Annotated in this window: 24 protein-coding genes; 13 read left to right on the forward strand and 11 right to left on the reverse strand. The window is 35.3% G+C overall.

Annotated elements, in window-relative coordinates; translation table 11 throughout:
• Positions 1-44: 44 nt before the first annotated feature.
• From C1631_RS01005 to C1631_RS01040, 8 genes are all read right to left on the reverse strand, one after another.
• Positions 45-905, reverse strand: a complete 861-nt coding sequence (locus C1631_RS01005) for a polysaccharide deacetylase family protein (protein WP_109709836.1) — start codon at positions 903-905, stop codon at positions 45-47.
• Between the two features lie 286 nt (positions 906-1,191).
• Positions 1,192-1,920, reverse strand: coding sequence for a DUF72 domain-containing protein (locus C1631_RS01010; protein ID WP_109709838.1), 729 nt, complete (start codon positions 1,918-1,920; stop codon positions 1,192-1,194).
• A 5-nt stretch (positions 1,921-1,925) separates the two neighbouring features.
• A complete protein-coding gene (locus C1631_RS01015) occupies positions 1,926-4,796 on the reverse strand; it encodes a heavy metal translocating P-type ATPase (protein ID WP_109709840.1) in 2,871 nt (956 codons plus the stop codon).
• Positions 4,797-5,012: 216 nt separating this feature from the next.
• Complete coding sequence (locus C1631_RS01020; RefSeq protein WP_103249471.1) at positions 5,013-5,573, reverse strand: helix-turn-helix domain-containing protein; 561 nt, start codon at positions 5,571-5,573, stop codon at positions 5,013-5,015.
• Positions 5,570-5,965 carry an acyl-CoA thioesterase gene (locus C1631_RS01025; RefSeq protein WP_109709841.1) on the reverse strand — a complete coding sequence of 132 codons (396 nt, stop codon included), beginning with the start codon at positions 5,963-5,965 and terminating at the stop codon, positions 5,570-5,572. Before C1631_RS01025 ends, C1631_RS01020 begins: the two co-directional genes overlap by 4 nt.
• A gap of 97 nt (positions 5,966-6,062) precedes the next feature.
• The gene (locus tag C1631_RS01030; RefSeq protein ID WP_228440943.1) at positions 6,063-6,509 is read right to left on the reverse strand and encodes a DUF6157 family protein; all 447 of its coding nucleotides are present in this window, start codon (positions 6,507-6,509) and stop codon (positions 6,063-6,065) included.
• Positions 6,510-6,532: 23 nt separating this feature from the next.
• Positions 6,533-6,736, reverse strand: coding sequence for a helix-turn-helix domain-containing protein (locus tag C1631_RS01035; RefSeq protein WP_027375204.1), 204 nt, complete (start codon positions 6,734-6,736; stop codon positions 6,533-6,535).
• Between the two features lie 3 nt (positions 6,737-6,739).
• Positions 6,740-7,270: a DUF2975 domain-containing protein gene (locus C1631_RS01040; protein ID WP_103249346.1), complete on the reverse strand. Its 531-nt coding sequence runs from the start codon at positions 7,268-7,270 to the stop codon at positions 6,740-6,742.
• Positions 7,271-7,516: 246 nt separating this feature from the next.
• On the opposite strand from C1631_RS01040, the gene rbp reads away from it, so the two are divergent.
• Positions 7,517-7,870 carry an RNA-binding regulator gene (rbp, locus tag C1631_RS01045; protein ID WP_103249345.1) on the forward strand — a complete coding sequence of 118 codons (354 nt, stop codon included), beginning with the start codon at positions 7,517-7,519 and terminating at the stop codon, positions 7,868-7,870.
• A 157-nt stretch (positions 7,871-8,027) separates the two neighbouring features.
• Here rbp and C1631_RS01050 read toward each other — a convergent pair whose 3' ends face one another.
• Genes C1631_RS01050 through C1631_RS01060 form a run of 3 tightly spaced genes read right to left on the reverse strand, consistent with a single transcriptional unit; the run spans position 8,028 to position 10,955 of the window.
• Positions 8,028-9,818 carry a DUF4153 domain-containing protein gene (locus tag C1631_RS01050; RefSeq protein WP_103249344.1) on the reverse strand — a complete coding sequence of 597 codons (1,791 nt, stop codon included), beginning with the start codon at positions 9,816-9,818 and terminating at the stop codon, positions 8,028-8,030.
• 19 nt (positions 9,819-9,837) lie between these two features.
• Positions 9,838-10,344 (reverse strand): BlaI/MecI/CopY family transcriptional regulator, encoded by a 507-nt coding sequence (locus C1631_RS01055; protein ID WP_109709845.1) that lies wholly within the window; start codon positions 10,342-10,344, stop codon positions 9,838-9,840.
• An 8-nt stretch (positions 10,345-10,352) separates the two neighbouring features.
• Positions 10,353-10,955, reverse strand: a complete 603-nt coding sequence (locus tag C1631_RS01060) for a phosphatase PAP2 family protein (RefSeq protein ID WP_109709847.1) — start codon at positions 10,953-10,955, stop codon at positions 10,353-10,355.
• Positions 10,956-11,124: 169 nt separating this feature from the next.
• Between C1631_RS01060 and C1631_RS24315 the strand changes: the two genes are divergently transcribed.
• The 12 genes from C1631_RS24315 to C1631_RS01115 all read left to right on the forward strand — a co-directional run bounded on the left by C1631_RS24315 (position 11,125) and on the right by C1631_RS01115 (position 22,994).
• Positions 11,125-11,304: a hypothetical protein gene (locus tag C1631_RS24315; protein WP_228440946.1), complete on the forward strand. Its 180-nt coding sequence runs from the start codon at positions 11,125-11,127 to the stop codon at positions 11,302-11,304.
• Positions 11,305-11,402: 98 nt separating this feature from the next.
• A complete protein-coding gene (locus tag C1631_RS24320) occupies positions 11,403-11,555 on the forward strand; it encodes a hypothetical protein (protein WP_228440949.1) in 153 nt (50 codons plus the stop codon).
• A gap of 317 nt (positions 11,556-11,872) precedes the next feature.
• The gene (gene pdhA, locus C1631_RS01070) at positions 11,873-12,874 is read left to right on the forward strand and encodes a pyruvate dehydrogenase (acetyl-transferring) E1 component subunit alpha (protein ID WP_109709849.1); all 1,002 of its coding nucleotides are present in this window, start codon (positions 11,873-11,875) and stop codon (positions 12,872-12,874) included.
• 109 nt (positions 12,875-12,983) lie between these two features.
• On the forward strand, positions 12,984-14,591 hold the full coding sequence (locus tag C1631_RS01075) for a dihydrolipoamide acetyltransferase family protein (RefSeq protein ID WP_109709851.1): 1,608 nt from the start codon (positions 12,984-12,986) through the stop codon (positions 14,589-14,591).
• Positions 14,592-14,703: 112 nt separating this feature from the next.
• Entirely contained in the window at positions 14,704-15,372 is a 669-nt protein-coding gene (locus C1631_RS01080; RefSeq protein ID WP_109709853.1) for an ABC transporter ATP-binding protein, read from the forward strand.
• Positions 15,373-15,390: 18 nt separating this feature from the next.
• Positions 15,391-15,969 (forward strand): murein L,D-transpeptidase catalytic domain-containing protein, encoded by a 579-nt coding sequence (locus tag C1631_RS01085; protein WP_109709855.1) that lies wholly within the window; start codon positions 15,391-15,393, stop codon positions 15,967-15,969.
• A 27-nt stretch (positions 15,970-15,996) separates the two neighbouring features.
• On the forward strand, positions 15,997-16,674 hold the full coding sequence (gene radC / locus C1631_RS01090) for a RadC family protein (RefSeq protein ID WP_109709856.1): 678 nt from the start codon (positions 15,997-15,999) through the stop codon (positions 16,672-16,674).
• A complete protein-coding gene (locus C1631_RS01095; RefSeq protein ID WP_109709858.1) occupies positions 16,671-17,582 on the forward strand; it encodes a hypothetical protein in 912 nt (303 codons plus the stop codon). The genes radC and C1631_RS01095 overlap by 4 nt, the downstream gene beginning before the upstream one ends.
• Positions 17,583-17,664: 82 nt before the next feature.
• Complete coding sequence (locus C1631_RS01100; protein WP_109709860.1) at positions 17,665-18,840, forward strand: glycosyltransferase family protein; 1,176 nt, start codon at positions 17,665-17,667, stop codon at positions 18,838-18,840.
• A gap of 24 nt (positions 18,841-18,864) precedes the next feature.
• Positions 18,865-19,377, forward strand: a complete 513-nt coding sequence (locus tag C1631_RS01105; RefSeq protein WP_109709862.1) for a DUF7935 family protein — start codon at positions 18,865-18,867, stop codon at positions 19,375-19,377.
• 18 nt (positions 19,378-19,395) lie between these two features.
• Positions 19,396-20,007 (forward strand): inorganic pyrophosphatase, encoded by a 612-nt coding sequence (locus tag C1631_RS01110; RefSeq protein ID WP_047495607.1) that lies wholly within the window; start codon positions 19,396-19,398, stop codon positions 20,005-20,007.
• 251 nt (positions 20,008-20,258) lie between these two features.
• Complete coding sequence (locus tag C1631_RS01115; RefSeq protein ID WP_109709864.1) at positions 20,259-22,994, forward strand: sodium-translocating pyrophosphatase; 2,736 nt, start codon at positions 20,259-20,261, stop codon at positions 22,992-22,994.
• Positions 22,995-23,097: the final 103 nt, after the last annotated feature.

The following is a 23,097-nucleotide window of genomic DNA, read 5'->3' on the forward strand; positions in this document are numbered from 1 at the left end:
TGCCAGTCTTGGATACATTTTACCTTATCCTTTTTACAATACAATTAATTCAAAACTTCATTGATCTTCGGATATTGCGAAATCTTTCTGAAAACAAATTTGTTTGTTTTTTGCAATTTCTCAATAAACAGATCAAGTTCGTTGATGGAATCAGTGTCTCTAAGGTATTGATCATGGGTAAGAAAGACAAGGTGTCTTGAAGTTTTTTCCAGATCATTCAGGAAGATGCTGTCTACTTTTTTCAGCATGGCTTCATGGCTGCCCTTTAAAGTCATTTTCTGGGATGGTCTCCATTCAAGATCCCAACCGATTACCTTATATCCGGCATTTTTAAGCCCGTTGGCGGCAGAGGCAGAGCTTTTAATATCGGTCACGTTAATAGTATTGAGTCTCCAGATATTTCTGCCCGGAGTTCTTGCAATTTTATCAGTAAGTTTTAAACTGTCTTTGGCAATGTCGAAATCATGCACAACGGCATCAGTATTTTTATAAAAATCTGAGTATTTGTTGTGAGCATGAGAAAAACTATGATTGGCAAGCTCAATCAGCGGATTTTCTTTTAAAAGTTTAAAATCATTTTTTTGTTTGGTGCTTCCATACGCATGTTTTCCTACCAGAAAGGCGGTGGCACATACGTTTCTTTTATTCAGGATTTTTAAAAGGTTTTCTGTACCCTGATTAGGGCCGTCATCAAAGGTTAGGTAGATGACTCTTTTGTCCGGATCTACTTCTTCATCATCCATCTTGGGGACTGCTTCTGCGGCAGGATGTTCCTGTGAATTCAGTTTTTCATTCACATCATTCTTGAAGTTACAGCTGTTCAATAAAAATGAAGTTGCACTCATCAATGCAAACATCCCGAGAAAAGTCATATTTTTTGACTTTCCCGCAAAATTTTTTTTCATAAAAATTAATGGCGTTTTATTTGTTAAAAATCGTTAAAAATAACAATCGAATGTTAACAAAATATATGCCATATTGCTCCCTTTTTTTCTTTTTAAGATTATTTTAAGAACTTTATAATAAGGGAATTTTTTATGAATTTGTTGATTGCAAATTGATAATGCCCGGATCTTTGGTTTTTAACATTTATAAATGTTAAAATCATAGTAATTTTCTATATATATTGATGTTTTGCTATTTTTTCTGATTTGAAGAATTATTTTATTTTATCAAATCAATCTGTGATCATTATTCTAAAATGTTTTTTAAATATAAGGCATTGTTGATTGCTGATGTTCCCCAGGTATTATTAAAGAAAATAAAAGCTTTTTGCGTAGTACCTTTGATTTGTTCCGCCAAATGATCAATAAAACCTGTGTTGTAAGAAGATTTGTAAAGTGTTGGGGTGCCGTGAAGTCTGTAGTAAAGTGTTTCAGGGTTGTTGATAATAATGTCTTCAGGAAGGGGACCCGGAAAACTTACCCCCGAAAAAATGATATTCATACTTTTTAAAAGATTAAATATCTCCTTTTGCCACCATGATTGATTCCGAAATTCAATAACATTAAGAAAATTATTGTCTATGTTTTTGATAATTCTTTCAATATTTTCCTCACCGCTTTCAAAAGAAGGAGGAAACTGATACAAGAAGCCGGAAAGTTTATCTTTCAGGTGATTTTGAATATAAATACAAAATTCAGTAATTTCTTTTTTTGAATCTGAAAGGCGGTTTTGGTGAGTAATTGTTTTGGGAATTTTAATGAAAAATCTGAAGGTGTCAGGAGTTTCTTGATACCACTTTAAAAGGGTCTTTGCAGTTGGTTTCCTGTAAAATGTAGAGTTGATCTCAACGGTATTAAAAACGTTTGCATATAAAGAAAGAAAATCTTTACTTTGAGCATTTTCAGGATATAAAGACCCTTTCCAGTCGTTATTATAAAATCCTGAACATCCTATGTAAAGATTTTCTTTTTTCATGAGAATTATTTTATATCCAAATCTACTGAGTTTAATCTTAAGGAATTCAGGATTACTGACAGAGAGCTAAAACTCATGGCTGCAGCAGCAATCATTGGTGACAAGAGAATTCCAAAGAATGGATACAATAATCCTGCCGCAATTGGGACTCCCAGTACATTATAAATGAATGCAAAGAACAGATTTTCTTTAATGTTTCTAAGAAGTTTCTCACTTAATAATTTAGCTTTTGCGACGCCTAGAATATCTCCTTTGAGTAAGGTAATTTCTGCACTTTCAATCGCGACATCTGTTCCTGTTCCCATAGCAATACCTACGTCAGACTGTGCAAGGGCAGGAGAGTCATTGATTCCGTCTCCTGTCATGGCAACTATCTTTCCTTGCTGTTGAAGTTTTTTGACCTCATTCAGTTTATCTTCAGGAAGACAATTGGCTTTGAAATGTTGTATTCCAAGTTCATTGGCAACTGCTTTTGCAGTATGCTCATTGTCCCCTGTCATCATGATCACGTCAATTCCTTCACTCATCAGTTGTTTAACTGCTTTTTTGGAGCTTTCTTTGATTTTATCCGTAAAACTGATAAATCCTAATACATTTTTGTCCTGAGCAATATAAGAGATGGTATGAGCCTTAGATTGTACCTCTACTGCTTTTTGCTTTAAATCTTCCGGAATAACAATTTGATGAGAAATCAGCAGACTTTCGTTTCCAAGATACGCAATTCTGCCGTTGATGTTACCTTTTACTCCTTTCCCTGAAATGTTTTCAAACTGTTCTACCTTTTCAGAAGTGATATTTTCGTCCTTAGCTCTTTTGATCACAGCATTTGAAAGAGGGTGTTCAGAATTTTGATTCAGTGAGTAAGCCAGTTTTAAAATCTCATTCTTATCTTCATAATTTACTGATTCAATATATTCTACAGATGGTTTTCCTTCTGTTAAAGTTCCTGTTTTGTCGGTGATTAAAACATTTACTTTATTCATTTGTTCTAAAGCTTCAGCATTTTTGATAAGAATACCGTTTTTGGCTCCTTTACCAATTCCAACCATTAATGACATTGGAGTTGCCAGTCCCAGAGCGCATGGACATGCTACAATTAACACGGCAACAGCATTTACAAAAGCGAATAAGCTTCTTTTTCCTTCAGGCCCGAAAAACTGCCACGAAATAAACGTAAGAGCCGCAATAAGGATCACCACGGGAACAAATACTTTTGAAACTTTATCTGTTAATTTTTGAATAGGAGCTTTGCTTCGGCTGGCTTCGTTGACCATTTTGATAATCTGTGAAAGAAGGGTTTCATCTCCTACTTTTTCAGCTTTCATAATGAACACCTGATTACCGTTAATGGTTCCGGAAGAAACTTTGTCATCAACAGTTTTTTCAACCGGAACGGGTTCTCCGGTAATCATACTTTCGTCTACAATTGAGTTACCTTCTGTAATTTTTCCGTCAACGGGAATTTTTTCACCAGGTTTTACTTTCAGAAGATCTCCGATTTTTACCTGAGAAAGCAAAACTTTCTTTTCTTCACCATTTACAATAAGGTTGGCTTCATCCGGTGAAAGATTCATTAATTCTTTAATGGCATTACCTGTTTTTTTATGAGCAGCCGCTTCCATCAATTGACCTAAAATCACCAGAGTGAGAATCACACAGACTGCCTCAAAATATAAAGGTATTTCATGGTTATGACCACGGATTTCGTGCGGAATGATGTCCGGAAAAGCTAATGCTACAATACTGAATATAAATGCTGCTGCTACTCCTAATGCAATAAGGCTGAACATATTCAGATTCCAGGTTTTAAAAGAAATCCAACCTCTTTTCAGTAAGAACCATCCTGAATAAAACATGACAGGAAGTGTCAATGCCAGCTCTATAAAGCCTTGAGTCTGATGTGAAAACGGAAAGTTGATCAACATACCGCCCATAGAAAGTATAAAGACGGGAATGGTAAACGCCAATGAAATGAGGAATTTTCTTTTTAAAATAGTATACGTTTCATCGTCATCATCGTCACTGTTGTCTGGTATTCTAACGAGATCCATTCCGCAAATAGGACAGCTTCCCGGTTCATCACGAATAATTTCCGGGTGCATGGGACAGCTGTATTTTGCAGTTTTCTTTTCCGGATATTTTACAAGATCCATCCCGCAAACAGGACAACCTACGTTGGAATCATAAGTTTTATCTCCTTCACAGTACATGGGGCAATAGTATCTTCCAGCCATGTCATCAGTAACTTTAGGAGCTTCATGATGATGATGGTGGTGAGCATGTGAATGTGAATGTGAATGTGAATGTGAATGTGAATGGCTTACATCTGCATTTTTTACGAGATCTTCGGTGATTTCTTCCAAATGCATATGACATACGGGACAATCACTCTTTTCATCATACACCTTATCTCCTTCGCAAAACATCGGACAATAGTATTTTCCGATGCTGTCTTTAAAGATTACCGGAAGGTGAGTTGAGGAATAGGTGGGTTTGTGATGAGGGTCTTTCTCTAGTTTTTCTTCAATAGGAACCAGATACATATTGCATTCCGGACATCTTTGTCCTTGTTTGAAATATACTTTTTCACCTTCACATTCCATCGGGCAATAATATACAGATGACGGAGATACGCGATCCTGAGGTTTCACAAAAGCCTTTTCGGGGTTGTTAGGATCCTCAAGTTTGTATTTTCCTATTTCTTCTAATGCATCGTTCAGTGTAATAAGTGCTACTTCATGATCTGAAGTAATGGTTGCTGTATTATTTTCAAGATTCACATCAGCCTGAACACCTGGTATCGTATTCAGTTGATTGGAGATCTTTTTCTGACAGCCTGAGCAGGTCATTCCGAGTATTTTATACTGTCGTTCCATGATTCTAAATTTATACTACAAAGTTCCAAAACGGAGCTTTAATGTTGTTATAAATTTAAGGATAATAGTTATAAAATTAAGTTGGAGTGTATTTGAGTTGAAGGACTGGAGGGTATTAGAGTGTTGAAGCGAATGGGTATTGATGAATGTTGTAATAGTCGATATTCTTACATTTCAAATACGCGCACGCTCCAACTTTCTGTTATTTCGAATAGATTAAAGGCTGTCCAGTGGTTTTCTATGATGATCTTTTAGTTTTTTGAATTCAGTGGGCGTGAATCCGGTCACGTTACGGAATTGGGAGGATAGATGCTGAACACTTTTATAGCCCAGTTTTCCCGCAATTTCGGTAAGGTTGAATTCATTATATAAAAGGAGTTCTTTCACTTTTTCAATTTTTTGTAAAATGAAAAATTGTTCTAATGTGACATTCTCGTTTTGCGAGAAAGTTTTGGAAAGGGAACTATAATCCTTATGTAGTTTTGAGCTCAAAAACTCTGAAAGTAAAAAGTCTTCATCAATATCAAGTTCACTTACTTTTATAATAATGAGTTTTTTTATTTTTTCAATAAGTTGATGAGCAGAATCCATGATTCTTTCAAAGCCGCTTTCAAGGAGGCGATTTTCAATAAGCTGCATCTTTTCATCAGGAACATTGGAATCGGTTTCTGCTTCTCCCAATATGACAGAAGTTGTTTTTACATGGGCTGTATTAAAGATGTTTTCAACAGCAGCAATGCATCTGTTGCAGACCATGTTCTTTATAAAGATCTTCATGCTCCGTTGTTTAGCCTGTCTTTTACAAATTCGATCTGTGTTTTACCATGGGGAGAAGGGTTGCCATCGGCATCAAGATTAACCATTACGATTCTGTCAACTGTAATAATAGTCTGATGGGTCATTTTGTTTCGGACGTCACATTTTAAGGTGATTGAAGAGGAACCAAAATGGGTGGCCTCAATTCCGATTTCTATAATATCTCCTTGTTTGGCTGAGCTTACAAAGTTGATTTCAGAGATAAACTTTGTAACTACTTTTGTGTTTTCCAACTGAATGATGGCATACAAAGCTGCTTCTTCATCGATCCATTGTAAAAGTCTTCCTCCGAAAAGAGAGTGATTAGGATTTAAATCTTCTGGTTTTACCCATTTTCTTGTATGGTAGTTCATATATCTTAATAATTTGTACTGCAAATTTAGTGTTAAAACCTGGTGTTATCAAAAGAATCGTATTTAATGATCTGAAAAGAATTATGCATTTTCTCGATCATTTTCTTTTGGAACGCATTGCTTTTGTTTTTTTGACAGAATGATCTTTTAAGAACTTTTGATAGTCTTCACTCTCTACAGGAACCAGACCTACTTTTCCTTCCGGATTATGGTAGATCCCAAATCCGTATCTTTTTGTTAAAGGTGAAGAACGAAGGCATGCCTGTCCCCTGGAAAAGAACTTTTCTCTTTCTTTTTCTTTTTCGTTCTCAGAAATGTCATTTTTTATCGCATAGCATTCAAAGATGATATCATCAGAGGAGTAGGCGTAAGGATGCTTACTGATTTTTTCATATTGAAGACTTGCCAGCGTCTTTTCTTTTTTCTCAGGAGGTATTTTTGCCTGAGTGACAGGGCAGTCTTCTGCAACTTCTATGAAGGTATTGGTGTAATTGGTGGTGTGCTGTGTCATATCAATAAAGCATGGATAAAAAATCTGAATCACAAAGATCCATTTTTTGGGATGTATTATTCTTTATATTCTAAAATTTCTCCCGGCTGGCAGTCGAGTGCTTTACAAATAGCTTCAAGAGTGCTAAAGCGAACAGCCTTTGCTTTGCCGGTTTTTAAAATAGAGAGATTGGAAAGTGTAAGGTCTACTTTTTCGGAGAGCTCATTCAATGACATTTTTCTTTTCGCCATAATCACATCTAAGTTTACTATAATCGGCATAATCTATATCGTTAAATCGTTTTCGGATTGTATTTCTATTCCTCTCTTAAATACCTGTGCAATGATAAAAATGATTCCTCCAAAAAACAAATACTCGGCTCCTGAACCTATAAAATCGTATGTGTTACTTAATGGCACTCCTTTTTTAATAAAGTCTTCACTGTAAGAAGTAGCAATTACAGAAAGGAGACCAATAGCCAACGCCGAGTAACTGATTTTGATAATAAGCTGCATGATCATTTCGCTGAAAGGAGCTGTTAGATTTAATCTCTGAAAAATCTGAATAACCAGAAATGCAAGATAGGCTTTATATCCTGCCAGGAAAATAATAAAAGACATCATTGATTTGTAAGAATTTGTATTGTACTGATAGAGTTCGTACAAGTTTAATCCCTCATAAAGATTCTTTGCTCCCTCCGGGTTAACAATTGTTATTATAAAGGTAAAGGTAAGTGCACCTGCTTTTATACATGAGCCAATAAAGATGATCCAGACAATAACGTTCAAGATAGATAAAATTTTTTGTGTTTTCATATTAATGTATTTTGTTTACGCAAATATCAATAAAAATTTATTGTAAAACAATAAATTTTTGCTTTTTTTCAATTAATACGATTTTGTCAATTCAACATAATGAGAGAAATAGTTAAAAAAAGCTTTGATTTGAAGTTTTTAATTGTATCTTGCATACGTTTATATTTGGAATCAATATTTGTTCATTAATTTATGTTGCTTTTCTTTTATATACCAAATTTTTATTAATTTTTTAATTTATTTAAAATGAACATTTTTGTTTCAAACATCAATTACGCAACTAAAGAGTATGAGTTGCACGATCTATTCGCAGAATTTGGAGATGTAGCATCTGCCAAAATCGTTACAGACAGAGAAACTGGTCGTTCCAGAGGTTTCGGTTTCATAGAAATGGGTGATGAAGAAGGACAGCAGGCTATTGAGGCTCTTAACCAAAAGGAATTCAACGGAAAAGCTTTGAATGTATCTGAAGCTAAACCAAGAGAAGAGAAGCCAAGAAGAAGCTTCGATAACAACAGAGGTGGAGGTTATGGTAACAACAACAATAGAGGCGGAGGCTTTGGTGGTAACAACCGAGGCGGAGGCGGAAATCGTTGGTAAAAATATGAAGCGGCTTTTAGCCGCTTTTTTTATGAAGTATGATGAAACTTTTGATGTTTGCAATATACTTTGTACTGAGAAGTAAAGTCAAATGTAAAAGACTTAGTTCTTAATAGATAAAAAAAGAGCTGTTTCAAATATTGAAACAGCTCTTTTTTTATTTCAGTTTGACTAATATATAGACGTCTCCGCAATAGATATTATCTCTATGGTTATAGGTATCTCTCTCTTTTGTAATTTGTTTCATAATAATCCTGATATGGTATTTTCCAAGATCATCTTCCATGGTAATATCAGGTACATGTATGGTTCCGGTTTTACCTTTATTTTCCTCAAAAAGTTTCATGATCATAGGTCCTGCATTTATTTCATCTTTGTTATTGAGCACGATCTTGAATGAAGATTTTTCAGTAAGCTGATCTATTATTTTAAATTGATCGTCATTGAGTTTTTGTGATTCCTGATTATAGCCGGATACATTGAAGAAATATTGATAATCATCAATTTTGATGGCTTGTTGCTCAGAAAGAATCACAAGTCGCTCTGTCTCATAAGAATTATTTTTTGACGTCTTATGTACATTGGTAAACTTTCCCTGAATATCATATCGGATGGTGTAAAAGCTCCCTTTATCAATATTTTTTTTCAAATCAACCTTGTCTTTTTTGCTGAGCATATTAAGTATAAATTCAGTCTGTTTTCTTTCAGCCAGAAACTCGAATTTACCAGCTATTTCATCTCTTACGGTATCAGTAATTTTCTTTTGAAAGTTTATAGTACCCTCATGTAATAGCTGTTGTTGATTTAATACTTTTAACAGCTCTGATCTTTGACTTCTCTTGGCTACACTAAAGGCATTTAAATAAGGGAAAATCAAGGCAAAAGTGCCAAACAGGAATAAGCTGACCGGAATAAATTTTATAGTGGCCTTTTTATTGAAAACAAAATAGATTACAATACTTAGTAACCATAGAGCCAGAAGGAGTACAAAATATCTTGGCTCTGTATATCCGTACTCTAGAATTCTTGTGAAAATAGCGATGAAAAGCAGCGCTATCAAAGGAAGGATGGTATAATAAAATGCTTTAGAAAATATTTTAACCCATGATTTAGCATTTTCTTCCTTTAATGGATGAACGAGAAGTAACGCTAAAATTCCCACTATACTATATGCTAAAATCAGATATGAAACCCAGCCTCTTGGAAGTTGCCAGTTCATCAGAATTTTAAATGAGTAGAAATAAAGAATAACTACATAGATTAATAATAATGGGATTAAAATAAACTGAGTGAAAAACTTTAATATAACCGGGTATGTTCCGTCTTTTTCCAAATTGGATAGTCCTTTGTCATTGAACAAAAGAAAGATAAAAGAGCTTCCGAAGATGGCAAGGACAAAAAATGTATCTCTATACAGTTTATCATTAAAATGGAAATCAAAAAGCTTATCAATGGCTAAAATGGCAAGTTCTACACCACCGGTTAAAACCCCTGTAAATACCCCTGTGAGGAAAATATTGATAAAAAGGTTTTTGTTGTATTGCCAAAATCCCAGTTCTTTATTTTTTTGTAAAAATGGAATGAAAGAAACTAATAAGTGCATCAGAATCGCCATAACGATAATGAGATAGGAATAGTCTTCTGTAAAATCACTTTGTTTGCCCGGAAGAATATTGTAAAAACCGATAAGAAAGGCAACTCCTGATATTTGTAACAGAAGTTCTTTACCTACTCTCTGTGAAAGCATTTTTAATGCAAACATCAAAGAAATTCCAAGACTGGTACAAATGGTAAATTTTGAATAGGTAATAAACAGATCAGACTGATAGCTGGTTTCAATCATACAAATTGCCCCGACAGAAGCTAATATAGCCATTACCAGAACGACAGGATAACGGAAAATGACTTCATTGGTCCGGCTTAAAGTTTCCTGAAATTTTGTTTTCATGATTTGGTGTTTCTATGATTTATTCTTTCTTTTTCTTCTTCTTTTTATCCTTCTCCTTGTCTTTCTCTTTTTCTTTTGTCTTGGTTTTCTTCTCTTTTTTCGGATTTAAAATTTCTTCCGCGATTTCGAACTTCGGTTCTTCAATTTTTACAGGTTTAGTCGGCTTAATTTCTATTTTAAGATCGAAATACCCTTTTAAATCATTCTGCGTTACTAACTTTTCGTTAAAGAGAAACTCAAGAATTTCTTTTCCTGAATTATTAAAGAAATTGTGCGAAAGTTCCTTTAACAGAAACTTTTTATAATTTTCAAAAGGAACAATAACTGTATATTTAAAGATTCTCCCTTCTTTTACAGTGGACAAATAACCTTTTTCAACTAATATTTTCAGATAGGTAGAAACCGTATTCTGGTGCGGTTTTGGTTCCGGATGCTGTTCCATAACGTCCTTCAGATAGAAAGATTCCATTTTCCAAAACAGCTTCATAAAGTTTTCTTCTGCGGCAGTAAGATGATTGATTTTCATAGAATTTCTTAATGTTGAAATTGAATATTGCAATAAAGATATATAAAAGATACCATAAAAGCTATTCCAGCGCCCATAAATACCTCTTTTACGGTATGTCTTTTCAAGATAATTCTGGTAATACCAACCAAAATAGCTATTCCCAGCCATACCAGACCCATTTTCCAGTCTAATGTGAAAAATAATGCGGCAACAAATATATTAAATGCGGTGTGCATTGAACTTTTAATAAAAAGATTGCTGATCTGAAGGGCGAAAAGAAGGATTAAAATAAACAGCATCACCAGATCAACATAACCATTCCTTATATAATGAAAGACCAGGTAAGCAATAACACAGGCAGCGATAAAAAGGTAAAGTGTTTTTCTCTGAACCCTGTTCGATACATCCATATTGGTATATCTTCCTGTTTTTACATTCCATACCAGCCAGATAACAGTAGGAGTAATAATCATTAATAATACAGGAAGAAAATAGAGAAGAGAATCTTTCAGGGTATATTCTTTACTACTCATATATATAAAAAAGATAACCAAAGAAACAAGAGGGTTAAAAAAGTCGGAAATGACTTTCGAAGTTTTGTGTAACAATGAAGACTGTTTTTCTTCCATATTCAAGTTTAAAGGTCAAATATAAGATTATAACCCCAAAAAACCAATGAAGCTGGCGTACTGAAATATTAATGACACTTTAGAAATAAAATCTTTTACCATGCTTATATATTGTCATGAAATTTTTAATTTTATTTATCTTGTATAAAGGGATAAATGTAATAATACCATGAAAGAACTAATTGCCATTTTCTTGATTATTCTGTCCGGTACTGGCTTCGGACAAAAGTTCCCTGAAACAGAGTTTTCTCCTGTGAAACTTCCTGTTCATCAACTAAGAATTTATGAAATCCCCAAAGAAAACAGACAGGTTTTTCTGGATAGGTTAAAGATCATGCCCTTAGATTAATGAAAAAGTATGGTTTTACAATAGTAGCTATTTGGGAAGCAGAGGTGAATGAAAAAACTGAATTTGTTTATTTGCTTGAATGAAAAGATGAAGTTTCTATGAAAACAGCATGGGAAGGGTTTATGTCAGACAGGGAATGGAAGAAAATTAAAGCGGAAACTGCGAAGCTGCATGGCAATTTTGTTAATACTATTGAAGACCGGACTCTGAAATTAACAGAATTTTCACCACAAAAGAACCTATTGAAATAACCAAAAGATATGTTAACGATAATTAAAGATAAAAGAAGAAGGGAATAAAATTGAATGTGTTTTTGATGTTAGAGTATTATTCATTATTCCAGAGAATCCGTACAGACAGGTAGATTCTTTATATATGCCAATATGAAAACATGAAGAAGGATCTTGCTGTACAATCTTTTTGAAGGGTCGAAAATTAATAATAATCCATTCGGCCTGCAAGTAGATTTTACAGAAAAATCGAAAAGTTACTTATGCATACAATAAAAACAAAGTTTTTTTCATAATTTTGCTCAACTATTTCATAATAAAAAAGCAAGAGCTAACACATGAAAGAATTTTCTAAAGAGGTATACCTGAAGTGGTATGAAGATATGACAATGTGGAGAAGGTTTGAAGACAAATGCCGTTCTCTTTATCTAAAACAAAAGATCAGAGGGTTTTTACATTTGTATAACGGGCAGGAAGCAATCCCTGCCGGATTCACACATGCAATGGATTTAACCAAAGACAGTATGATTACTGCTTACAGATGCCACATCCATCCAATGGCGATGGGAGTAGATCCTAAAAGAATCATGGCTGAACTTTGTGGTAAAGCTACCGGAACATCCGGAGGTATGGGTGGGTCTATGCACATTTTCAGTAAAGAACACCGTTTCTATGGAGGACATGGGATTGTAGGAGGACAAATTCCTTTGGGAGCAGGTATTGCTTTTGCAGATAAGTATTTCGACAGAAAAGCGGTAAACATTTGTTTCTTCGGAGACGGTGCTGCCAGACAAGGTTCTTTACATGAAACATTCAACATGGCAATGAACTGGAAGCTTCCTGTAGTATTTGTTGTAGAAAACAACCAGTATGCGATGGGAACTTCTGTAAAAAGAACAGCCAACCACGAAGATATCTATAAATTAGGATTAGGATATGAAATGCCTTGCCTTGCCGTAGATGCAATGGATCCGGAGAAAGTAGCTGAAGCTGCTTACGAAGCGATTGAAAGAGCAAGAAGAGGAGATGGGCCAACGTTCATCGAAGCAAGAACCTACCGTTACAGAGGACACTCTATGTCTGATGCTGAGCCATACAGATCCAAAGAAGAAGTAGCTATTCATAAAAATGATGACCCAATTGAATTGGTGAAACATAGAATTCTTGAAAACGGATGGGCTACAGAAGCTGAATTGGAAACTATGGATAACAAATCAAGAGATTTCGTTGATGAATGTATCGAATTCATGGAAAACTCTCCTTATCCTGAGGCTGAAAAAATTTATGAGTATGTATATGCTCAGGAAAATTATCCATTCCTAGACAAATTAGAAAACTAAACGATAATGAGTTAATTTGACAATTTGAAAACTTGGAAATGAGATGATAATCCATCCTTTTTTAATTTTCAGATTTTCAAATTGCTAAATTTTCAAATTAAAATAAATTATGGCAGAAGTGATTACGATGCCCCGCCTTTCGGACACTATGACGGAAGGGAAAGTGGCGAAATGGCATAAAAAAGTAGGAGATAAAGTAAAAGAAGGAGATATTTTAGCTGAAATTGAAACTGACAAAGCAGTTCAGGATTTCGAATCTGAAGTAGAAGGTACTCTTTTATACATTGGTGTAGAAGAAGGAGGTGCTGCTGCTGTAGACTCTGTTTTGGCAATTATCGGTAATGAAGGAGAAGATATTTCAGGATTAACAGGTGGAGCAGCTGCTCCCGGTGCAGGTACTGAAGAAAAAAAATCAGAAGAACAACCTAAAGCTGAACCTCAGGTTGTTGCTGAACCGGCTTCTGCAGAAGTTCCGGCAGGAGTAGAAGTGATTACGATGCCAAGACTTTCTGATACAATGACAGAAGGTAAGGTGGCTAAATGGCACAAAAATGTTGGTGATACAGTAAAAGAAGGTGATCTTCTTGCCGAAATTGAAACAGATAAAGCAGTTCAGGATTTTGAATCTGAATTTAACGGAGTATTATTGAAGCAAGGTGTAGAAGAAGGGGGGGCTGCTCCGGTAGATTCTGTGTTGGCAATTATTGGCCCTGCAGGGACAGACATTTCAACGTTAGGAGCGCCAAAAGCTGCTGCTCAGGCGTCTGAAAAACCTGCTGAACAAAAAACAGAAACTAAAACTGAAGAAAAAACAGCTCCGGTTGCGAATTCTTCATCTTCTGACAGGGTAGCAATCTCTCCTTTAGCTAAGAAAATGGCTCAGGATAAAGGGGTTGATATCAACAGTGTTCAGGGATCTGGAGAAAACGGAAGAATCGTTAAGAAAGATATCGAAAATTATCAGCCGTCTGCCAAACCAGCTGCTTCAGCTCCGGCTGCAAGTGCTGCTGCTCAGGTTGCGGTAAGCTTTGTTCAGGGAGAAGATACAGAGACTCCAAACTCTCAGGTAAGAAATATTATTGCAAAACGTCTTTCTGAAAGTAAATTCTCTGCGCCTCACTATTATCTGATGGTGGAAATCAATATGGATAAAGCAATTGATGCAAGAAAAGAGATCAACTCTTTACCGGACACTAAAATTTCTTTCAATGATATGATCATTAAAGCAACTGCGATTGCTTTAAGAAAACACCCTCAGGTAAATTCAAGCTGGGCGGGAGATAAGATTATCCACAGAGGAAATATCAATGTGGGGGTTGCAGTAGCTATTCCTGACGGATTGGTAGTTCCTGTATTGAAGAATACAGATCAGATGTCTTACACTCAGATTTCTGCAGCCGTAAAAGATATGGCTTCCAGAGCTAAGAGCAAAGGTCTTAAGGCTAATGAAATGGAAGGGTCTACATTCTCTATTTCTAACCTTGGAATGTTCGGAATCGAAACATTTACAAGTATCATCAACCAACCTAACTCTGCCATCCTTTCAGTAGGAGCAATTATCGAAAAGCCAATTGTTAAAGATGGTCAGATTGTAGTTGGAAACACCATGAAACTTTCATTGGCATGTGACCACAGAGTAGTAGACGGTGCTACAGGTGCTCAATTCTTACAAACATTACGAACATACTTAGAGAATCCATTAACTTTGTTACTGTAATTTCTAATATGAAAATAATAAAACCTCCCAATTCGGGAGGTTTTTTGTTTTTGTATCAATATTGTTGGGGTAACCTGTTGTAAAATCAACAATATGTTACTATTTTTGAATCATGATTAAAGCAAGAAATATCCATAAATCTTATGGGAATTTAGAAGTACTGAAAGGGGTTGATATTCATATCAAAATTGGAGAAGTGGTATCCATTGTTGGAGAGTCAGGAGCAGGTAAATCTACATTGTTACAGATTTTAGGAACACTGGATCACCCGACTCAATCAGGTAAATTTGATACTGAAATAGCAATCGCAGGAGAATCATTTATCAATATGAATGATAAACAGTTGTCTAAATTCAGAAACCAGAATATTGGTTTTGTATTTCAGTTTCATCAGCTTCTTCCGGAGTTTACTGCATTAGAAAATGTATTGCTTCCTACAAGAATTGCTGGAGCTAATGAAAGAGAGGCTATTGAAAAGGCGTACGCTTTATTTGAGGATTTAAAGATTGAACAGAGATTAAATCATAAACCTAACCAGCTTTCTGGTGGAGAAGCGCAAAGGGTTGCAGTAGCAAGAGCTTTAATCAATTCACCAAAAATTATTTTTGCTGACGAACCTACCGGAAACCTGGATTCAAAGAATGCAGATGATCTTCACAGATTGTTTTTCGATCTGAGAGACAAGTACAATCAAACTTTTGTGATTGTAACACACAACCCGAATCTTGCAGAAATTACAGACCGTAAGCTTGTCATGAAAGATGGGATGATCATAGAATAACAATTACAAACCCTGTCAATGATGAAATACTTTCTTTTTCTTTTTATAATTCTCATTTCCTGTTCAAAAGCTGAATCTCAGCAGATGAGCACTTTGGGAATACCGCAATCAAGGATTGGGGAGGTAAGAAATTACATTAAGGGAAAAGAGTATAATCAGCAGCTGGCGGTTTTTATTAATTTTAAAATACCATCCGGAAAGTACCGCTACTTTATCTATGATTTAAAGAATGATAAAGTGCTGCAGAAAGCTGTCGTTTCTCATGGTTCTGGTTCTGTTATTTCCAGATCAGATGCTTTACAGTTTAGTAATGTGGAAGGCTCTTATCAATCTTCTCTCGGTAAATATGCCATTGGAGAAAGCTATAACGGGAAATTTGGTAAGGCATATCGTTTAAAAGGGCTGGATTCTACAAATAGCAATGCAATGCAGAGGGCAATTGTTCTCCATTCTTATGGATGTATTCCCGATAACGAATCTCAAAATCCGGCTTGCTTAAGTTTAGGTTGCCCCATGCTTTCTGAAAATGCTTTTAAAGAGTCTGCCCAATATATTGATCAATCAAAACAGTCAATTATATTATATGCATTCTACTAATTTATAACCTATTTATAATCAATTTCCATGTCCATAAAATTTCTTGCAGAAGATGACAGACCACGGGAAAAATTCTTACAAAAGGGTAAGAATTCACTTTCTGATTCGGAACTGTTGGCAATCATTATGGGGAGCGGAAATAAGGAGGAAAGTTCGGTAGAATTGGCAAGGAGGATTTTAACCTCGGTCAATAATAACTGGCATCAGTTGAGCCTTCTTTCTGTTAAAGATTTGATGAAATTTAAAGGAATTGGCGAGGCAAAAGCTATTTCTATTGCTTCCGCATTAGAAATAGGAAGAAGAAGGGCAGGGCAGGAAATTCCGGAAAAGTCAGTGATTGGAAACAGCCATGATGCCTATGCTATTCTTAAAAATCAGCTTTCAGATTTAAGAACTGAAGAATTTTGGGCAATTTTTCTAAATAACAGTAATAAAGTTATCCATATTTCGCAATTGACCCATGGAGGAATCAGCCAGGCTATCGTTGATGTGAGAATATTATTTAAGATCGCTCTGGAACATTTTTCGACAGGTATTATTATCGCCCACAATCATCCCTCCGGAAGTTTAAAACCCAGCAAGGAAGATATTAATATTACAAGAAAGATTAAAGACGGTGGGCAAACACTAACCATCCAACTTTTAGATCACATTATTATTACACAGGATTCTTATTTTAGTTTTTCTGATGCAGGTTTATTATGATTAAAAGATTAAAATACCATGAAATTGACTTTGTGAAATATGCTCAATGCGTTGATCATTCTGAACAGAAGAAATACACAGCTACCCAACATTTTTTAGATGTTACTTCCAAGAAGCAATGGGAACTGCTGGTATATAAAGATTACGAAGCTGTAATGCCCATCCCTTTCGTAAGAAAATATGGGCTAAAAATTGTACACAATCCTAAACTTTGTCAGCAGTTGGGGATTTTTTCAGCTAAGGATAATATGGCCCTTAACGAAGCTTTTTTAGATTATTTCACAAAAAATTATTTAGTAAGTCTTTATCAGTTTAATGATGCAAATCAATTTCAGAGAGAAATAAAAAGGAAGAAGAATTTTTTGCTATATCCGGATTCCTATGAGAAAGTATATGCGAGATATTCTCCTAAAAGAAAGAGAAAACTCAGGATAGATCAAGATATTCTACATAAGGTAGCTACAAAAGATGTTACTTACGAGGAAGTGAAGAATTTTATAGAAATTCATACAATAGGAGCGAGTAAGGAAAAAGATTTATCGGAGTTTATTAAAATTTTTAAAGATTTGTATGATTCAAATCGTTTAAAGTTCTTAGCTTTTTATTATAATAATGAAATAATCAATGCTATTGCCACTTACAGGGATTGTAAGATGGTGGCTCTTTTGGGTACTTTTAATGATAAAAATTATGTAAAATTATCCGGTGCGTCAATATTAATTGATAAAGTTATTGAGAGAACAATTGAAACAAATATTTTTGACTTTGAAGGCGGAGAGCTACCTAATATTGAGGAATTCTTCAGAGGTTTTCGCCCGGAACTTAAACCGTATGGAGTCATTGAGAATTCAAAAAAAAATCTCATTAAAAAACTGGGATATTTGATTATAACCGGAAAATGTTTTTGAGGACGGGGGTGCTATAGTATGAATAGAATAAGTTTCTCATAGTGATTTGTTTATGAATAAATCTTGTTAATAGTATTGTTTTATGAAAAAAAGAAAAAATCTTTTGCTCTTTATATTCTCAATCTATGTATGCATCATGTCATACTATCTGTATACCCATCAGTATTACAATACAGATATGGAGGCATATATGGGATTGATCTATAAGACGGAATATCCAGATATGAAGATTGAAGAGATCCATCAAAAGGTTTATTCAGAATTAAAAGAAAAAAATCCCGATTTTGCAGGACTGGGGCCCGTAGATCCAATGGTAGAGGAAGTAGCAAAAGGAGAGAGTACTTATTATAAATTTTTATCAGAGAATCCTAAAGCCTATGGAGAAGAATTACAACTTTTTGCCGTAAAACCTTTCTATAATTTTATCAACTGGTCTTTTTTCAAACTTGGTTTTGAGGCCTCTGCTGCAACATTTTTGATTTCCATTATTTCATATGCGCTGATTCTCGTACTGATTTTCTGTTTCCTGATCAGAATTTTAAAAAATTATACCCTTGCAACAATAATCACTATTCTTCTTTCATTATTTAAACCCATCCTTGAATCCAGCCGGCATGCCTCTCCCGATTCTTTATCTTGCGTATTGCTTCTGTTAAGCTTTTATGCATTTTTGATCAGGAAAAATTTCTTTTTTGCAACCATCTTTGCTGTCCTATGCATTTTAACAAGACCTGAGTATTTTATTTTTTATTCATTTGTCTATATTCTTCTTTACTTTTATAGAAATAAACGACAACTTAGTAAAAAGATTTTGTTTTTGTCATACGGATATTTGCTTGCATCTTTTCTATTGATTCAGTATTTCAACCAGATATCATGGTCTGTTTTGTTTATGAACCAGTTTACACAAGTTCAGCTATATCCTGTATCTCACCCTGATTTGTTTCAGTTTTCTGACTATCTTCAGTTTGTCAAAAGAAATATAATGTTAGAGTTCAATGCTTCCTATTTTCCTCTTTTATTAATAATTCTGGTGATTATTTTAGCCAATAATTTTTCTCTGAGAGATAAAGAAAAACAAGCTCAGTATTTGTTTTTTGTGATTATTTATGGGTCCGTTTTTCTAAGATTTTTAATTTTTCCTTCTTTGGTAAACAGAATGATGATAGGCTTTTATCTCCTCATTATCCTGTCTATGATCTATATACAAAACTCTAAAGAGGATATCTTTAAAAACTCTTTAGAACACGGAAAATAATTAGTAATTTTGCAATCTAAAATTATGACGAGTTTATCAGGATATCTACCGTATGCATTTGCATTGATTATTGCAATCCCTTTTCTGGTTTTGTTGAGACAATTTGTACATTCATATATCACTCTTAAAAACCAGGAAATCAAATTGCTTAGTGTGAAATCCAATTCGGAAAACAAAACACATTCTTATGAAAGGATGACATTATTTCTGGATAGAATAAAACCGTCTCACCTCATTCAGAGATTTGACAGAGAGTTAGCCGTTCATGAATTTATTTTCCTTACCGAAAAGGCTATTAATGAAGAATTTGACTATAACTCATCTCAACAGCTGTACATCACAAAGCATTCCTGGAAAAATATTGTAGATTCTAAAAATGCTGTTGTGGAGCTTCTTCACAAAACACATGACGGCTTGAAAGAAAATATTGAGCTGGATGAGTTTAAAACGATATTCATCATGAATTATATGGAAAGCAACGATTATATTGCGGAAACCATTGAAGATTTAAGAAAAGAAATTTTAATAATAACTTAAAAAATAACAGACAAAATAATGATTCCAAATTTTAAAGCACATCCATGGCACGGTATTTCTGCAGGAGAAGATGCGCCAAATGTTGTCAACGTATTTGTGGAAATTGTTCCTTCAGATACGATCAAGTATGAAGTAGATAAAGAAACAGGATATTTAAAAGTAGACAGGCCACAGAAGTTTTCTAATATTATTCCGGCTTTATATGGTTTTGTACCAAGAACTTATTGCCACAATGAAGTGATGAAACTTGCCATCGAAGCAGGAGCTGATGATGTGACGATGGGAGATCATGACCCGCTTGATATTTGTGTTTTAAGTTCTCACAATATTCATGCAGGAGGTTTATTGATGGAAGCTATTCCTATCGGTGGATTTAAAATGATTGATGGAGGAGAAGCTGACGATAAAATTGTTGCAGTAATGATTAATGACCATGCATTCGGACATTTCAGAGATATTTCTGAATTACCGGAAGCTGAAGTAAAAAGATTAATGCATTACTTCTTAACATACAAAAACTTACCGGATGAGCCTGCAAAATGTAGAATTCAGGAGGTATACGGAGCTGAACACGCAAGAAAAGTGATTAAAGCTTCTCAAGCAGATTATGCAGAAAAATTCGGAGGATAAAATTCTCTGATCTACCATAAAAAAAGGATAAACAAATTAGTGTTTATCCTTTTTTTATGAAAGAAAATACAATAGTAGGTAGAGTTTGAAAGATCGATTTTATAGATCATTGAAGGCCAAAAAAGGAGCCGTCTCATTTTATCCTCTTAAAATTATTTCTATGATATAAAGCAGGACTCCCAAATTTTTTAATGCTTTGATGGTAATTATTTATTATATTTAATTTTCTATTACCAAAAAAATATTAAACTATGGATCTATTTATGTTAGTGCCAATTTTTGGTGTCGTAGCTTTGCTCTATACATTTCTTCAGAGTAACTGGGTTAGTAAACAGAATGCAGGAAATGAAAAAATGAAAACAATCAGCGGACATATTGCTGATGGTGCCATGGCTTTTTTAAAAGCTGAATACAAAATTTTAACTTACTTTGTCGTTGTTGTCGCCATTCTGTTAGCAGTAATGGGATCCAGCAATGCCAATTCACACTGGAGTATCGGGATAGCCTTTGCCGTAGGTGCTGTATTTTCAGCTTTGGCAGGTTTTATCGGGATGAAAATCGCTACAAAAGCCAATGTGAGAACCGCAGAGGCAGCGAAGACCTCACTCTCAAAAGCCCTTAAAGTATCTTTTACCGGAGGTTCGGTAATGGGAATGGGGGTGGCAGGACTGGCAGTTCTCGGACTAGGAGCTCTCTTCTTAATTATCAAACAGATCTTTGCTCCTGATGCAACTGTTGATTCTCATGAGATGGAAAAAACAATCGAAATCCTTACCGGTTTCTCTTTAGGAGCCGAGTCGATTGCTCTTTTTGCCAGAGTGGGTGGTGGTATTTATACAAAAGCTGCAGATGTCGGTGCTGACCTGGTAGGAAAGGTGGAAGCAGGTATTCCTGAAGATGATCCACGAAATCCTGCTACCATTGCTGATAATGTCGGGGATAATGTTGGGGATGTTGCCGGAATGGGAGCTGACCTTTTCGGGTCTTATGTTGCAACGGTTCTCGCAACGATGGTATTAGGAAGAGAAACCATTTCAGATGATTCCTTCGGAGGATTTGCTCCGATTCTTTTACCTATGCTTATTGCAGGAACAGGAATTATTTTTTCAATGATCGGAACTTTATTCGTAAGAATTAATGATAATGAAGGCTCAACAACCTCCAGCGTTCAAAATGCCCTGAATTTAGGAAACTGGGGAAGTATTATTATTACTGCAATATCATCTTATTTTCTGGTGACTTATATCCTTCCTGAAAAAATGGTTCTCAGAGGCCATGAATTTACTAAAATGGGAGTGTTTGGAGCCATAATGGTGGGATTAGTGGTAGGAACTTTAATGAGTATTATTACAGAATATTATACAGCTATGGGGAAAAGACCGGTTTCAAGTATTGTGAGACAGTCTTCAACCGGACATGCTACCAATATCATCGGTGGTCTTTCTGTAGGAATGGAATCAACCTTTCTACCGATTATCGTTCTGGCGGGAGGAATCTATGGTTCTTATCTCTGTGCCGGACTTTACGGAGTAGCAATTGCGGCTGCCGGAATGATGGCTACTACAGCGATGCAACTTGCTATTGATGCCTTTGGTCCCATTGCAGATAATGCCGGAGGTATTGCAGAAATGAGTGAATTACCTAAAGAAGTACGTGAAAAAACTGATATTCTTGATGCAGTAGGAAATACAACCGCAGCTACAGGAAAAGGGTTTGCTATTGCTTCCGCAGCTTTAACGGCTTTGGCTTTGTTTGCTGCTTTTGTGGGAATTGCAGGTATTGATGGTATTGATATTTACAGAGCAGATGTTCTTGCGGGGTTGTTTGTAGGAGGAATGATTCCGTTTATTTTTTCCTCGTTAGCCATCACTGCAGTAGGGCAGGCTGCCATGGCCATGGTAGAAGAAGTAAGAAGACAATTCCGTGAAATTCCAGGCATTTTGGAAGGAAAAGCACAACCTGAATATGAAAAATGTGTAGCCATTTCTACAGATGCTTCCATCAGAAAAATGATGTTACCGGGAGCTATAGCCATTATATCACCCTTATTAATCGGGTTTATTTTTGGACCGGAAGTATTGGGTGGATTTTTGGCAGGTGCTACGGTATGTGGAGTTTTAATGGGGATGTTCCAGAATAATGCCGGAGGTGCATGGGATAATGCTAAAAAATCATTTGAAAAAGGAGTTGATATTAACGGACAAACCTATTATAAAGGTTCAGAACCTCATAAAGCTTCTGTAACTGGAGATACAGTAGGAGATCCGTTTAAAGATACTTCTGGTCCGTCAATGAACATTCTTATTAAATTAATGTCAATCGTTTCATTGGTGATTGCGCCAACATTAGCCGTTTTACATAAGGATAAAATTGAAGCAAACAGAAAAGCAAAAATTGAGGCCTTAACCGGAGTTTCCACTGATCATTCTGCTATAGGCTCTGTTGATCAGTCAGTATTAGCTTTAACGCCTGCAGAAATTAAGGGACATTTGAATGAAAACGGTGATTTTGTGTATGAGACAGGAAATATTCAGAAATTAAAATTAAAAGGTGGAAAAACAATATCCATAGGGGAAGGCAGCCAGATCTATCAGCTGTATAAATCCATTGATCAGAAAGATAAAACTATTGTAGATCCTAATAAATGGTTTACCATTGAAAACCTTTATTTTGAAACCGGTTCAAGTGATTTAAAACCCGGTTACGAAATGCAGCTCAATAACCTGGCAGAAATTCTAAATGCATATCCTGATCTGAAAATAAAATTAGGAGGTTATACAGACAGCAGTGGCAATGAAGAAAGCAACCAGCAACTTTCTAATCTGAGAGCACAAACCACAAAACTTAAATTACTCGAGCTTGGAGTATCAGCAGACAGGGTAGAAGCAGAAGGGTATGGCTCACAACATCCAATTTGTGAAGCGAATGATACAGATGAATGTAAAGCCAAAAACAGAAGAATTGATGTACGGGTATTAGCCTTATAAAATCAGTAAATATAATATCAAGCACTGCAAATGCAGTGCTTTTTTGTTGGAAAATTTCTGATTTTTCAAACAGATGCAATCCCGGGAACAATCATCCGTACAG

Origin of the sequence: Chryseobacterium phosphatilyticum, assembly GCF_002899825.2 — a bacterium.
GTDB lineage: Bacteria > Bacteroidota > Bacteroidia > Flavobacteriales > Weeksellaceae > Chryseobacterium > Chryseobacterium phosphatilyticum.